Raw genomic sequence first — 14,859 nt, forward strand, 5'->3', positions numbered from 1 at the left:
TCGCTGTCGCCCCGGGACGCCGATGTCGAGACGGGCGAGGGGAAGGAGCGGTCGGTGATCCATCTGGCCTACCTGGACGCGGGATCGGGCAGCCTGATCGTGCAGGCCGTCGTCGGCGGGGTGGCCGGCGTCGCGGTCGCCGCCAAGCTCTACTGGCGGCGGCTGGTCGACCGGTTCCGCCGGCAGCCCACCGACCAGCGGTAGCGGTCACGGCGACGATGACGACCACACCCACCGGGGTACGCCCCGAGCCCGCCTCCTTCCGCGACCCCGCCAACCGGGTCTTCCACGTCGGCGACGAGGTGCTGCGCGGGCTGAACGCCCAGGCCGCCGAGCACTGGCGCACCCTCGCGGCCAGCCCGTTCTTTCCCACCCTCGTGTCGGCGGGCAAGATCTGCGCCACCGAGGACGCCCCGCCGACGCTCGCGCCCGCCGCCGGGGCCGGCTGGGCGGCGGTGCTGCGTCACGAGCGCATCCCGTTCGTCTCCCACCCGTACGAGTGGTCTTTCGCCATGCTCCGCGACGCCGCGCTGCTGCACCTGGAGATCCTGCGGACCGCCCTCGCCGACGGCTTCACCACCAAGGACGGTTCCGCCTACAACCTCCAGTGGCGCGGCGCGAAGCCCGTCTTCATCGACATCGGCTCCTTCGAGCCGGTCCGGGACGGCGAACCGTGGGCCGGCTACCGGCAGTTCTGCCAGACCGTCCTGTATCCGCTGCTGCTCACCGCGCACCTGGGCGTGGACTTCCAGCCCTGGCTGCGCGCCCAGGTCGACGGCATCGAGGCGGAGCAGTTGCGCCCCCTCTTCGGCGGAGCCCGTCGGCTGCGCCCCGGCGTCCTGACCCACCTGCACCTGCACGCCGCCATGCAGCAGCGCAACGCCGCCGCCAGCACCACCGACGTCCGGGCCCAACTCCGCGCCGCCGGCTACTCGCGCCAGTTGCAGGCGGCCACCGTACGCGGCATCGAGAAGCTGGTCCGCCGCCTGGAGCACCGCCCCTCCGGCAGCCACTGGTCGGACTACCAGCGCACCTGTGGCTACTCGGCCCGCGACCGGGTCGCCAAGGAGCAGTTCGTGGTCGCCGCCGTGGCCGCCGCCGGCCGTCCCCGCCTGGTGCTCGACCTCGGGGCCAACGACGGCCGGTACGCCCGACTGGCCGCCGGGCACGCCGACTACGTGGTCGCCGTCGAGCAGGACCCGGCCGTGGTCGACGAGCTGTACCGGGCGCTGCGCTCCGAGGGGCAGCAACGGATCCTGCCGCTGGTGGTCGACCTGGCCGACCCGTCCCCGGGCGGCGGCTGGCGGGGCGTCGAGCGCGCCGGCTTCGCGCAACGGGCGTCGGCGGACGTGGTGCTCGCCCTGGCCCTCGCACACCACCTGGCGATCGGCCGCAACGTGCCGCTGCCGGAGGTCGTCGACTGGCTGGCCGGGCTGACCGCGCCCGGCGGGGCCGTGGTGGTGGAGTTCGTCCACCCGGAGGACCCGATGGCCGCCCGGCTGCTGGCCAACAAGCCCGACGGCCTCTTCCCGGACTACCGTCGCGACGCCTTCGAACGGCTCCTCGCCGCCCGGGGCCGGATCACCGACCGGTTGGAACTGCCCTCGGGCACCCGCACGCTCTACCGGGTGATGATGGGTGGCTGACCCACCCGCCGAGCCCGCACCGGCCCCGCCCCGGCCGGCCGCGGACGTGCCGTCGCCGTCGTCCGGACGGTGGGAGCGGGGCTGGCGCGGCGAGCTGGGTCGGCTGCTGGAGATCGTCGCGCTGGTCGGACTGGTCGTCACCCAGCCGCTGCTGGACGTGCTCGGCCGCAGCCCCGACTTCTTCCTCTTCCACCGCGCCGACACCGGCCAGATCCTGCTGCTGGTCGCGCTGGTGGCGCTCGTACCCACCCTGCCCGTGGCGGCGCTGGGCGCGCTCAGTCGACTGGCCGGCCGAACCGCCCGCGCGCTCACCCACACGGTGCTGGTGGGCCTGCTGGTCGCTGCCCTCGCCGTGCAGGTGGGTCGGCACGCGACGCCGCTTCGGGGCGTACCCCTGCTGGCTCTTGCCGGTCTGGCCGGTGTGGCCGGCGCGGTGGCGCACCGGCGGTGGCGGGCCCCGGGCCGGGCGCTGCGACTGGCCGCCGCCGGGCCGGTGGCGTTCGTGGCGCTGTTCCTGTTCGTGTCGCCCACCTCGGCGGTCGTGCTGCCGCGCGGCGACGGCGGCGCGGTCGGCACCGCGCAGGGCGCCGTGCACCCGCCGGTGGTCATGCTGATCCTCGACGAGCTGCCGCTGGTCAGCCTGCTCGGCGGCGACGGCCGGATCGACGCGGCACGGTTCCCGCACTTCGCCGAGCTGGCCGGGGCGTCGACCTGGTACCGCAACGCCACCGGGGTCAGCGGCTGGACGCCCAACGCGCTGCCGGCGATGCTCACCGGTCGCTACCCGGCGCGGTCGGTCGCGCCGCACTACTCGCAGTACCCGGACAACCTCTTCACCGCCTTCGGCGGCCTGTACGACGTCCAGGCCGAGGAGAGCATCACCCGGCTCTGCCCGCCCAGCCGCTGCGAACAGCCGGTCGCCCCGGAACAGGGCCTCGGCGTGCTGGTGAAGGAGACCGGCAGGCTGCTCGGCCGGATCGCCGGGCCGACCGAGAGCACGGTCGACCCGGAGGACTCGTACCGGGAGCAGACGCGCGCCGAGGCCGGCCTGGACGCCGCCGAGCCGGTGCCGGCCGACCCCAAGTTCCGCTGGGACAGCCTCGACGACAACCAGCCCGCCCGGTTCACCACTTTCCTCGCCGGGCTGAAGCCGCAGCCCCGACCCGCCCTGCACTTCCTGCACCTGCTGATGCCGCATTCCCCGTGGGCGTACCTGCCGTCCGGCGCGCGCTACGACGCTCCCGAGGACCTGCCCAACGACGGCGCCGGCTGGATCGACCTGGCCCGTCAGCGACACCTCGCCCAACTCGGCTACACCGACCGGCTGATCGGCGAGACGCTGCGCACGCTGCGCGCCAGCGGCCTCTACGACCAGGCCCTCGTCGTCGTCACCGCCGACCACGGGGTGAGCTTCCGGCCCGGCGCGCAGGGCCGGGGGATGGACGCCATCAGGGCCGCCGCCGGCGAGGTCGCCTGGGTGCCGATGTTCGTCAAGGAACCACGCCAGCAGACCGGCCGGGTCGACGACCGCAACTGGGAACACGTCGACCTGCTGCCGACCGTCGCCGACGAGGCCGGCATCCGTCTGCCCTGGCGGGTCGACGGCCGCTCCGCCCGCGAGGCTCCGCGCGCCGACGCCACGAAACACTTCTACGACACCCCCGGCGAGGTGGTCACCTTCCCCGGCGGGGTGCCCACCCCACCGCCGCTGCCGACACCGCACCGGCTGGTCGGCACCGAGGTACGCGCCGGCCCCAGCGGCGGCCGCGCCCGCGTCGCCGACCTGGCCGCGTTCCGGGCCACCGACCCGGACACCGGGACCATCCCGGCGCTCGTCTGGGGTGACGTGCCCGACGCCGTACCGGACGGAACACTGCTGGCCGTCGCCGTCAACGGCAGGATCGGCGCGGTGGTCCCGGTGGTGCCGCCCGACCCGGGTGGGCGTCGCTTTGCCGCGCTGCTCACCGACGACCGGCTGTTCCACGCCGGCACCAACCAGCTTGACGTCTACCAGGTCACGGCCACGGGTACGCTGCGCCGCCTGGTGCTGTCCTGAAACCGGCTGCCCGTCGGACTGCTCGTTTGCGGCTTTCGTGGGCTTCCCGCCTGCCGGGATTGCGGGTTTCCCGGCCTGCTGGTCGGGAATCGGGTGACGCATACCTCACCGCCGAACCACGGCGGGCAGTGTCCCCCGAGCCGCAATTACGGTAGAAGCGAAGGCAATTCAACGTAGATCTGCCGGCGAAGCGAGGAACCACATGACGGAAGTCAAGCTCGACCACCCCGGCGGGCAGCTGTCGATGCCGGTGCATTCCGCGGTCGAGGGCCCCGCTGGCATCGGGGTGAGCAAGCTGTTGAAGGAAACCGGGATGACGACGTACGACCCCGGTTTCGTCAACACCGCGGCTGCCTCATCCGCGATCACCTACATCGACGGCGACGCGGGGATCCTGCGTTACCGGGGGTACCCGATCGAGCAGCTGGCCGAGAAGTCCTCCTTCCTGGAGGTCTCGTACCTGCTCATCTACGGTGAGCTGCCCACCGAGCAGCAGCTGACCGAGTTCACCGAGTGGATCCGGCGGCACTCGCTGCTGCACGAGGAGATGCGTCGGTTCTTCGACGGCTTCCCCCGGGACGCCCACCCGATGGCGGTGCTGTCGTCCGCCGTGAGCGCGCTGTCGACCTTCTACCAGGACAGCCTCGACCCGTTCGACTCCGAGCACGTGGAGATCTCCACGGTCCGGCTCATGGCGAAGGTCCCGACCATCGCCTCGTACGCGTACAAGAAGTCCATCGGGCAGCCGCTGCTCTACCCGGACAACTCCCTCGGGTACGTGGACAACCTGCTGCGCATGACGTTCGGCGTGCCCGCCGAGCCGTACGAGGTCGACCCGGTCATGTCGAAGGTGCTGGACATGCTCTTCGTCCTGCACGCCGACCACGAGCAGAACTGCTCCACGTCGACCGTCCGGCTGGTCGGCTCCAGCAACGCCAACCTGTTCGCCTCCGTCTCGGCGGGCGTGAACGCGCTGTTCGGCCCGCTGCACGGCGGTGCCAACCAGGCGGTGCTGGAGATGCTCGAGCAGATCCACTCCGGCGGCGACGACGTCCGGTCCTTCGTCCGCAAGGTCAAGGCCAAGGAGGACGGCGTCAAGCTGATGGGCTTCGGCCACCGGGTCTACAAGAACTACGACCCGCGGGCGGCGATCGTCAAGAAGGCCGCGCAGGACGTGCTGGGCCGCATGGCCAAGCCGGACCCGCTGCTGGACATCGCCATGGAGCTGGAGGAGATCGCCCTCGCCGACGACTTCTTCGTCTCCCGGCGGCTCTACCCGAACGTGGACTTCTACACCGGCCTGATCTACAAGGCCATGGGCTTCCCCACGAAGATGTTCACGGTGCTGTTCGCGCTCGGCCGGCTCCCCGGCTGGATCGCCCAGTGGCGCGAGATGATCAGCGACCCGGAGACCAAGATCGGCCGTCCGCGGCAGGTCTACGTCGGTGCCGCCGAGCGGGACTACGTCCCGTTCAACGAGCGCTGACCTCCGCTCCTCGTACGACAGCACGACCGCACGACAGCACGACCGCAGGCCGTCGACCCCGATCCGGGTCGGCGGCCTGCGCCTTTCCGGGTCCGCTGCCGCCGGGCGATCTGCGGCGTTCGGCGAGGTGGCGTGCGGGCCCTTCACCGAGCCTTCCCGCCTGACGGGCCGGCCGGTCTGCCTCGGCCGGTGGTGCTGCGGCCGGTACCCCGCGTGCCTGCTCCAGCCCCTGTCGAGCTGCCCCAGATATGGGACGAGGGGTAATGGGCCTGGCGTGATGGGTTCGAGCGGCCCAACGATCTCCTGTAGCGCCTGCCCCTGCACCGTTGCTGCTCGGTCGCGTGGCCCTGACGGTCGGTCGGGTTGCACTCGCCGATGATCGACTCGGCTTCGCCGATATGGCGGTATCCAGCGCTCTCGGACACCCCGACATCGGCGAACTGGAGTCGATCAACGGGCTCCCGGTCCCGTGGGCTTCAGGTCCCGAGGGCTTCCGGTGGCCGCTTCAGGCATGGCTGGGCTTGCGGCCGGCGCTGTGCTGCCGTCGCCCCCAGGCGCGGTGGGCAACCCGGCGTCAGAAGGCGGAGATGTCGTGGGCTCGTTCGCTGCGGCTGAGCGCGCCGATCAGCGCCGACTGGCCGTGCCGGCGGACGGCCAGCCGGACCAGCAGGTCGCGGACCGGGCCGAAGACCTCATCCGGGAAGACCGGAGTGGGCACGCCGACGCTGACCGCGAGGTCGTCGGAGTGCACGACGATCTCCAACTGGCGGGTGAGCAGGAAGTCGGCGCGGCGCAGGGACCAGCCCTGCCACGGTATCGGCACCACGTCGAGGGCGGTTCCCCGGGACAGCAGGTCGGTCACCTGCGCGAGCGCCTCGCCGGAGCGGGCGTGCAGGTCGTCCGGCCCGCGGCGCGCGTCGGCCTCGTCCGGGCCCTCGGCGACCGTGTCCTGGTCCGGCGTGCCCTCGGTGACCCAGGCGGCCCGCTCGTAGTGACTGTCCGCCGATTCGAGCGTGGGCAGGTCGGCGGCGCTCGGGAGCAGTTCTGCCGCCCGGATCGCCTGGTGTCCGAGGTGGCACGCCAGACCGCCCACGGACAGGTGCGGCAGGGCGCTCGGGCGCGACCACTGCGCGGACACCTCGGGGCGCCGGATCAGGTCCAGCGCGATCGAAGCGGCGACCGGGAAGGCGGAGTCGAGGGCGTCGACAGGACGAGACATCCGCACATTCTGGCAGCCCTCACCTCGCCCCGCCCGAAGTGACCGACGGGTCCTGTCTCGGGTCGGCCGGCCGGGTGGCCAGGGTAGGGACGTCGTCCTTTGCTCTGCTTCAACCCAGGAAACACGCGACGTCCGATAACCGGACAGTAGCTGTTTCCTCCGTTGAAGCAGAGCAAAGGAGGCGAGGGGGAGGTGGCATCCTCCGGCGTGAGGCGTCGATGGGCCGACCGTGGTCGATGGGCCGACCGTGGTCGATGGGCCGACCGCGATCGATGGGCCGACCGTGATCGATGAGCCGACCGTGATCGATGGGCTGACCGTGTGGCCGCTCGGCGTCCGGAAAGTCGGGGTGTCTCGGTGACCGGACACCCCGACTTTGTGGAAACCGGGTGGATCAGCAGGTACAGAAGCGGCTCAGCGGAGGCCGGCGGCGGCGAGCAGGTTGCCCTCGGGCAGTGCCGGGAGGGCCCGGCCCTGGGACATGCGCTGCTCGGCCCGCTCGGTCGTGAACGCGGCGTCGGTGGCGATCGCGGCGCCGTAGCTGGCGGCGGTGCGCTGGGCGATCGCGGTCCAGCCGTACTGCTCGGTGACCATCCGGCGGGCGCGACGGGCCATGGCGCGGGCGCGTTCGCGGTCGGACAGCAGCGCGTCGACGGCGTCGGCGAGGCTGTCCGGGTCGTGCGGGCGGAACGTCATCCCGGTCGAGCCGGGTTCGACGATCTCGGCGAGGCCACCGGTGGCGGCGACGGCCAGGGGCGCCCCTGCGGCGGCGCCTTCGAGGGCGACCATGCCGAACGGCTCGTAGATGCTCGGCACGGCGAAGCAGTCCGACGCGGCCATCAGCGCCGGCAGGTCGGTGCCGCCGAGGAAGCCGGGCATGGTGACCATGCCGCCGAGGCCGCGGCGGTGCACCTCGGCCTCCAGTTCGGCACGGTACGGGCCGTCGCCGGCGATGACCGCGCGCAGGCCGGGGTGCCGCTCGCGCAGCCGGGGGAGGGCGGCGACGAGGTGCTGGACGCCCTTCTCGTACACCAGGCGGCCGGCGAAGGTGACCAGCGGACCGTCCCCGGCGAACCGGGCGCGGGCCGCGGCGACGTCGCGTGCCGGCACCTTCCAGCGGTACGACTCGACGCCGTTGGCGACCACGTCGACCCGGCCGGCCGGTACGCCGAACAGGGCGTTGACCTCGTCGCGCATGTAGCCGGAGCAGACGATGACCCGGTTGGACTCGCTGCTGAGCCACTGCTCGACGCCGTGGATGGTCCGGTTCATCTCCTCCGGCAGCCAGCCCTGGTGCCGCCCGGCCTCGGTGGCGTGGATGGTGCTGACCAGCGGGATGTCCAGGTGGTCGCGCAACGTCATCGCGGTGTGCGCGACGAGCCAGTCGTGGGCGTGGATGACGTCGTAGGCGCCGGCCTGGGTGGCGCGCAGGGCGGTGCGGGTGAGGGTGTGGTTGAAGGCCATCGTCCAGGCGAGCAGGGAGCCGGTGGCGAGGGGGAAGGTCACCGGGTCTTCGGGGGCGCGCAGGATGCGGACGCCGTCGGCGTACTCCTCCAGGGGTGCGCCCTCGGCGTGGCGGGTGACGACGGTGACCTCGTGCCCGGCGGCGGCCAGGGCCACGGAGAGGGCGTGGACGTGGCGGCCGAGGCCGCCGACGAGCACCGGCGGGTACTCCCACGACAGCATGAGGATGCGACGGGTCTGCGGCGGCACACCGGGACCGCGCTGCGCCGGCAGTGCGGAGCCGGGCTGCGCGGACGGACCGGGCGAGGTCGAAGGCTGGGGCCGGGAGGTCACGGTGGGTCGGTGGGTCCGGTCCTTGGTGGCAGCGAGCTGCTCGTCGACCCGCAGGGTCGTCACATCTGTCTCCGTCCAGGCATGGTGGGGCGCGCCGGCGTCAGTGGCGGCGGAGAGGGTGGAAAAAGGGCGGCCGAGGGCCGAAGGGCACACGCAGGCGCGTGTCCCCTGACAAGCAAAGGCCATCGGACGCCGGTTCGCACCTCGAAATCGGCCATGGTGACGGAAGACACCTGAGGGTGTAGCGCGCATCAGACAGGTGGATTCCGGTCACCGCCTGAAAGGATGGATTGGCGCGCCCGGGGCGGGGGCACTACCCGCTTGCGCGCGGGCGGCTGAGCCGGCGCGCACATCACCATGGCTTGAGGGAGCGACATGCAGGTCTGGCCGGGCGAGCGGTATCCCCTGGGCGCCACCTACGACGGGATGGGCACCAACTTCGCCATCTTCTCCGAGGTGGCCGAGCGGATCGAGCTGTGCCTGTTCGACGAGTGGGACACCGGCGCGGAGCGCCGCGTGGAGCTGCGCGAGGTCGACGCGTACGTCTGGCACGCGTACCTGCCGGGCATCGAGCCGGGGCAGCGCTACGGCTACCGGGTGCACGGGCCGTACGACCCGGCGAACGGGCTGCGCTGCAACCCGCACAAGCTGCTGCTCGACCCGTACGCCAAGGCCATCGACGGTGACGTCACGTGGGATCCGGCGGTGTACGACTACGAGCTGGGTGACCCGGAGCGGATGAACGAGACCGACTCGGCGCCGTTCATGCCGAAGTCGGTGGTGGTGAACCCGTACTTCGACTGGGGCAACGACAAGCCGCCGCGTACCCCGTACCACCACTCGGTGATCTACGAGGCGCACGTGCGCGGGCTGACGATGCGGCACCCGGACATCCCGGAGGAGTTGCGCGGCACGTACGCGGGGATCGCCTCCCCGCCGATGATCGAGTACCTGACGCGGCTCGGGGTGACGGCGATCGAGCTGATGCCGGTGCACGAGTTCGTGCACGACCACCGCCTCGTCGACCTGGGCCTGCGCAACTACTGGGGTTACAACACGATCGGCTTCTTCGCCCCGCACCACGGCTACTCGGCGCTCGGGCACCTCGGTCAGCAGGTGCAGGAGTTCCGGGGCATGGTCAAGGCGCTGCACGCGGCGGGCATCGAGGTCATCCTCGACGTGGTCTACAACCACACCGCCGAGGGCAACCACCTCGGGCCGACGTTGAGCTTCAAGGGTGTGGACGCGCCGAGCTACTACCGGCTCAGCGAGGAGGACCGCCGTTACTTCGTCGACTACACGGGCACCGGCAACAGCCTGAACGTGCGCAGCCCCCACTCGCTGCAACTGATCATGGATTCGTTGCGGTACTGGGTGACCGAGATGCACGTCGACGGGTTCCGCTTCGACCTGGCGGCCACCCTGGCTCGCGAGTTCTACGAGGTGGACCGGCTGTCCACGTTCTTCGAGGTGGTGCAGCAGGACCCGGTGGTCAGCCAGGTCAAGCTGATCGCCGAGCCGTGGGACGTCGGCCCGGGCGGCTACCAGGTGGGCAACTTCCCGCCGCTGTGGACGGAGTGGAACGGCAAGTACCGGGACACCGTGCGGGACTTCTGGCGCGGCGAGCCGGCCACCCTGGCCGAGTTCGCGTCGCGGATCTCCGGCTCGGCCGACCTCTACCAGGACGACGGCCGCCGCCCGTTCCACAGCATCAACTTCGTGACCGTGCACGACGGGTTCACCCTCAACGACCTGGTGTCGTACAACGACAAGCACAACGAGGCGAACGGCGAGGAGAACCGGGACGGCGAGAGCCACAACCGGTCGTGGAACTGCGGCGTGGAGGGCGACACCGACGACGAGGCGGTGCTCGCGCTGCGGGCCAAGCAGCGGCGCAACTTCCTGGCCACGCTGATGCTGTCGCAGGGCGTGCCGATGATCGGCCACGGTGACGAGTTGGGGCGTACCCAGCACGGCAACAACAACGCCTACTGCCAGGACAGCGAGCTGGCCTGGATCGACTGGGACAACGCCGACGAGCAGTTGCTGGACTTCGTGCGGATGCTCACCGACTTCCGCAAGCGGCACCAGGTGTTCCGCCGTCGCCGGTTCTTCACCGGCCTGCCGGTGGGCGGGCGCGACGTCGACGCGCCCCTGCCGGACCTGGCCTGGCACACGCCGGACGGGCGGGAGATGACCGGCGAGGACTGGGGCAACGACTTCGGCCGGTCGGTGGCGCTGTTCGTCAACGGCGAGGGCATCCGCGAGCGCGGCCAGTACGGCCAGAAGCACCACGACGCCTCGTTCCTGCTGTGCTTCAACGCCCACGACGCGCCGCTGGACTTCACGATGCCCGGCAGCGAGTACGGGCAGAAGTGGGAACGGGTCATCAGCACGGCCGAACCCGAGCCGGACGACGCCACGGTGATCAGCGCGGGCGGCACCATCCGGGTGCCGGACCGGTCCCTCGTCGTGTTGGAGAGGATGATCTGACATGCCGGCCACCCCTCCCAAGGCCACCTACCGAGTCCAGGTCCGCCCCGGTTTCGACCTGGACGCCACCGCCGCGATCGTCGACTACCTGCACGACCTCGGCGTCAGTCACCTCTACACCGCCCCGCTGCTGGCCGCCACGCCCGGCTCGCAGCACGGCTACGACGTCGTCGACCACCGGAGCGTCAACCCGGAGCTGGGCGGGGAGGCCGCCCGGCAGCGACTGGTGCGCGCCCTGCGCGACAAGCAGCTCGGCCTGGTCGTCGACATCGTGCCCAACCACGCCGGGGTCGCCGTACCGCCGGCCAACCCGGCCTGGTGGGACGTGCTGCGCCGGGGGCGCGACTCGTCGTACGCCGACTGGTTCGACATCGACTGGGACCGGGGCCGGCTGCTGCTGCCGGTCCTGGCCGACGACCCGGCCGCCCTGGACGACCTCAAGGTCGTCGACGGCGAGCTGCGCTACCACGAGCACCGCTTCCCGATCGCCGACGGCACGGGCGACGGCAGCGCCCGGGAGGTGCACGACCGGCAGCGCTACGAGCTGGTCTCCTGGCGGCGCGGGGACGCCGAGCTGACGTACCGCCGGTTCTTCGCCATCGCGGGCCTGGCGGGCCTGCGGGTGGAGGACCCGGCGGTGTTCGCCGCCGTGCACGAGCTGATCCTGCGCTGGGCCGCCGACGGCGAGGTCGACGGCATCCGCGTCGACCACCCGGACGGCCTGCGCGACCCGGCCGGCTACCTCGCGCGGCTGCGCGAGGCCGCGCCGGACGCCTGGCTCGTGGTGGAGAAGATCCTGGAGTACGGCGAGGAGCTGCCGGACTGGCCGGTGGACGGCACCACCGGGTACGAGGCCCTCGCCGCTGTGAACGGGCTCTTCGTCGACACCGACGCCGAGGGCGACTTCACGGTGCTGGACACCCGGCTGACCGGGCAGCGCACCTCCTGGGAGGACCTGACCCACTCGACCAAGCTGGCCGCCGCCACGAACCTGCTCGGCGCCGAGCTGACCCGGCTCGCCGCGCTCGCGCCCGAGGTGCCGACCGAGCAGGCCCGCGCGGCGCTCGCCGAGCTGGCCGCCGTGTTCCCGGTCTACCGGGGCTACCCGCCGCACGGCGCCCGGTACCTCGCCGCCGCCCGCTCCGAGGCCGGCCGCCGCCGCCCCGACCTGACCGGCGCCCTGGACGCGATCACCCGCCGGCTGCGCGACCCCGACGACGAGCTGGCCCAGCGGTTCCCGCAGCTCACCGGCGCGGTGATGGCCAAGGGCGTGGAGGACACCGCCTTCTACCGGTGGACCCGGTTCGTGGCCCTCAACGAGGTGGGCGGCAGCCCCGCCCACTTCGGGGTGCCCCCGGCGGAGTTCCACCGCTTCGCCGCCGCCCGCCAGGTCCGCTGGCCCGCCAGCATGAACACCCTCTCCACCCACGACACCAAGCGCGGCGAGGACGTTCGCGCCCGCCTCGCCGTGCTCAGCGAGCTGCCGGCTCAGTGGGGGGAGCAGGTCAAGACCTGGATGGAGTACGCGCCGCTGCCCGACCCGGCGTTCGCCCACCTGCTCTGGCAGACGGCCGTCGGCGCGTGGCCGATCGAGCGGGAGCGGCTGCACGCGTACGCGGAGAAGGCCGCCCGGGAGGCCTCGGCCTCGACGGGTTGGGCGGACCCGGACCCGGGCTTCGAGCAGGCGATGCACGCGGTCATCGACCGCATGTACGACGACCCGGCCCTGCACGACGAGCTGACCGAACTCGCCGCCGCGATCGCCCCGGCCGGCTGGTGCAACTCCCTCGGGCAGAAGCTCATCCAGCTCACCATGCCCGGCGTCCCGGACACGTACCAGGGCACCGAGCTGTGGGACAACTCCCTGGTCGACCCGGACAATCGGCGGCCGGTCGACTTCGACGTACGCCGGGAGATGCTGGCGCGGCTCGACGGCGGCTGGCGTCCCCCGGTCGACACCGACGGAGCGGCGAAGCTGCTCGTCGTGTCGCGGACGCTGCGCCTGCGGCGGGCGCACCCGGAGCTGTTCACCACCTACCGGCCGGTGCCGGCGCACGGCCCGGTGGGCCGGCACGTGGTGGCGTTCGACCGGGGTGGCGTGATCGCCGTGGCGACCCGCCTGCCGCTCGGCCTGGCACGGGCCGGCGGCTGGTGTGACACAGCCCTGTCGCTCGGCGTTAACGAAGTGAAGGACCTGTTCACCGGCCGGGTCTACAGTGGCGGGGAGGTCCCGTTGGACAATCTCCTCGCGGACTACCCCGTTGCTCTGCTGGCTCCTCCCACCGCTGCCGAGGAGGCCTCGTCATGACCGAATTCTCCGTCTGGGCGCCGGACGCCAGCCGGGTGCGCCTGCGCCTGGCCGGCGACACCGACCACGAGATGCGCGCCGCCGCCGACGGCTGGTGGACGGTCGAGGTGCCCGAGGCTGGCCTCGACTACTCCTTTCTGCTGAACGACGACGAAACCGCACTGCCCGACCCCCGCTCGCCGTGGCAGCCTGCGGGTGTGCACGGGCCGAGCCGCCGCTACGACCATCTGGCGTTCCAGTGGACCGATTCCTCCTGGACGGGTCGCCAGCTGCCCGGCAGCGTCCTCTACGAGCTGCACATCGGCACCTTCACCCCCGAGGGCACCTTCGACGCGGCCATCGACCGCCTCGACCACCTGGTCGACCTCGGCGTCGACATGATCGAACTGCTCCCGGTCAACGCCTTCAACGGCGAACACAACTGGGGGTACGACGGTGTCTGCTGGTACGCCCCGCACGAGCCCTACGGCGGCCCGGACGGCCTGAAACGGTTCGTCGACGCCGCCCACGCCAAGGGGTTGGGGGTGATCCTCGACGTCGTCTACAACCATTTCGGGCCCTCCGGGGCCTACGCGCCGCGGTTCGGCCCCTACCTCGCCGAGCAGAGCAACAGTTGGGGCCGCTCGATCAACCTCGACGGCCCGCACTCGGACGAGGTGCGCCGCTACATCATCGACAGCGTGCTCATGTGGCTGCGCGACTACCACGTCGACGGCCTGCGGCTGGACGCGGTGCACGCGCTGCCGGACACCCGGGCTGTGCCGCTGCTCGAAGAGTTGGCGGTTTCCGTTGAATCCTTGTCGACTCATCTGGGCCGGCCGCTCTCCCTGATCGCCGAATCCGACCTGAACGACCCACGGCTCATCACCCCTCGCGAGGCGGGCGGGTTCGGCCTGCACGCCCAGTGGAACGACGACGCCCACCACGCGCTGCACACGCTGCTGACGGGGGAGCGGCAGGGCTACTACGGCGACTTCGGCTCCCTGGAGACGCTGTCGGACGTCCTCACCAACGGGTTCTTCCACGCGGGCACCTGGTCCAGCTTCCGCAACCGCCACCACGGGCGACCCCTGGACTCGCGAGTGCCGGGGCACCGGCTCGTCGCCTACCTCCAGAACCACGACCAGATCGGCAACCGGGCCACCGGAGACCGGATCTCGGCCTCCCTGTCGTCCGCCCTCGTACGGGTCGGGGCCATGATCCTGCTGACGGCGCCGTTCACGCCGATGCTGTTCATGGGGGAGGAGTGGGCGGCCTCCACGCCGTGGCAGTTCTTCACGTCGCACCCAGAGCCGGAGTTGGCCTCTGCGGTGCGGACCGGTCGGAGGCGCGAGTTCGCCTCACACGGGTGGCCGGAAGGCGACGTGCCCGACCCGCAGGACCCGGAAACGTTCGTACGGTCCCGGTTGGACTGGGCCGAGCTGGACAAGCCCGAGCACGCCTCGATGCTGGCGTTCTACCAGCGGTTGATCGCGCTGCGGCGGTCGGTGGCGGACCTGTCGGATCCTCGGATGTACGCGGTGTCGGTGCAGCACGGGGACCAGTTCCTGCTGATGCGGCGGGGGGACACGTTGGTTGTCGCCAACTTCGCTGGGCGGGGGCAGGGCGTGTCGCTGCCTGGGGTGGCTCGGCGGGTGCTGCTGGCTACCGGCGAGGGGGTCACGGTGATGCGGGACCGGATCGAGCTGCCAGCGGAGACAGCGGCGATCGTGGCCCTGTGAGTCGCGGGGAGCAAAAGGATCCAATACTGGGGGCGCAGGAATTCGGTCAACAAGTAGTTGTCCGGCTTAGTTGGAGGCACCCGGATCGAGCGTTCTGAGGTCCGCTCGGGTTGACCGGTGCGGCGGGCAGCGG

At 71.8% G+C, this 14,859-nt stretch carries 9 protein-coding genes; 7 read left to right on the plus strand and 2 right to left on the minus strand.

Translation table 11 applies throughout. The features are described 5' to 3' along the window. Positions 1–54: 54 nt before the first annotated feature. From ACQPZK_RS13605 to ACQPZK_RS13620, 4 genes are all read left to right on the plus strand, one after another. Entirely contained in the window at positions 55–204 is a 150-nt protein-coding gene (locus ACQPZK_RS13605; protein ID WP_167517342.1) for a hypothetical protein, read from the plus strand. A gap of 14 nt (positions 205–218) precedes the next feature. Beyond that, positions 219–1,646, plus strand: coding sequence for a methyltransferase (locus ACQPZK_RS13610; protein ID WP_433538644.1), 1,428 nt, complete (start codon positions 219–221; stop codon positions 1,644–1,646). Then, on the plus strand, positions 1,639–3,702 hold the full coding sequence (locus tag ACQPZK_RS13615) for a sulfatase-like hydrolase/transferase (protein WP_433538645.1): 2,064 nt from the start codon (positions 1,639–1,641) through the stop codon (positions 3,700–3,702). Before ACQPZK_RS13610 ends, ACQPZK_RS13615 begins: the two co-directional genes overlap by 8 nt. A gap of 202 nt (positions 3,703–3,904) precedes the next feature. Further along, the gene (locus ACQPZK_RS13620) at positions 3,905–5,188 is read left to right on the plus strand and encodes a citrate synthase (RefSeq protein WP_433538646.1); all 1,284 of its coding nucleotides are present in this window, start codon (positions 3,905–3,907) and stop codon (positions 5,186–5,188) included. A 574-nt stretch (positions 5,189–5,762) separates the two neighbouring features. Here ACQPZK_RS13620 and ACQPZK_RS13625 read toward each other — a convergent pair. Both ACQPZK_RS13625 and ACQPZK_RS13630 read right to left on the minus strand, forming a co-directional pair. Further along, a complete protein-coding gene (locus ACQPZK_RS13625) occupies positions 5,763–6,407 on the minus strand; it encodes a maleylpyruvate isomerase N-terminal domain-containing protein (protein ID WP_433538647.1) in 645 nt (214 codons plus the stop codon). Positions 6,408–6,821: 414 nt separating this feature from the next. Beyond that, positions 6,822–8,267: a glycosyltransferase family 4 protein gene (locus tag ACQPZK_RS13630; protein ID WP_433538648.1), complete on the minus strand. Its 1,446-nt coding sequence runs from the start codon at positions 8,265–8,267 to the stop codon at positions 6,822–6,824. Between the two features lie 312 nt (positions 8,268–8,579). Here ACQPZK_RS13630 and glgX point away from each other — a divergent pair, with 312 nt between their 5' ends. Genes glgX through treZ form a run of 3 tightly spaced genes read left to right on the plus strand, consistent with a single transcriptional unit; the run spans position 8,580 to position 14,726 of the window. Further along, complete coding sequence (gene glgX / locus ACQPZK_RS13635; protein ID WP_433538649.1) at positions 8,580–10,697, plus strand: glycogen debranching protein GlgX; 2,118 nt, start codon at positions 8,580–8,582, stop codon at positions 10,695–10,697. A 1-nt stretch (position 10,698) separates the two neighbouring features. Then, on the plus strand, positions 10,699–13,005 hold the full coding sequence (treY, locus tag ACQPZK_RS13640) for a malto-oligosyltrehalose synthase (RefSeq protein WP_433538650.1): 2,307 nt from the start codon (positions 10,699–10,701) through the stop codon (positions 13,003–13,005). After that, complete coding sequence (treZ, locus tag ACQPZK_RS13645; protein ID WP_433538651.1) at positions 13,002–14,726, plus strand: malto-oligosyltrehalose trehalohydrolase; 1,725 nt, start codon at positions 13,002–13,004, stop codon at positions 14,724–14,726. Before treY ends, treZ begins: the two co-directional genes overlap by 4 nt. The last annotated feature ends 133 nt before the right edge of the window (positions 14,727–14,859 follow it).

The organism is Micromonospora sp. CA-249363 (assembly GCF_050950185.1).
Taxonomy (GTDB): domain Bacteria; phylum Actinomycetota; class Actinomycetes; order Mycobacteriales; family Micromonosporaceae; genus Micromonospora.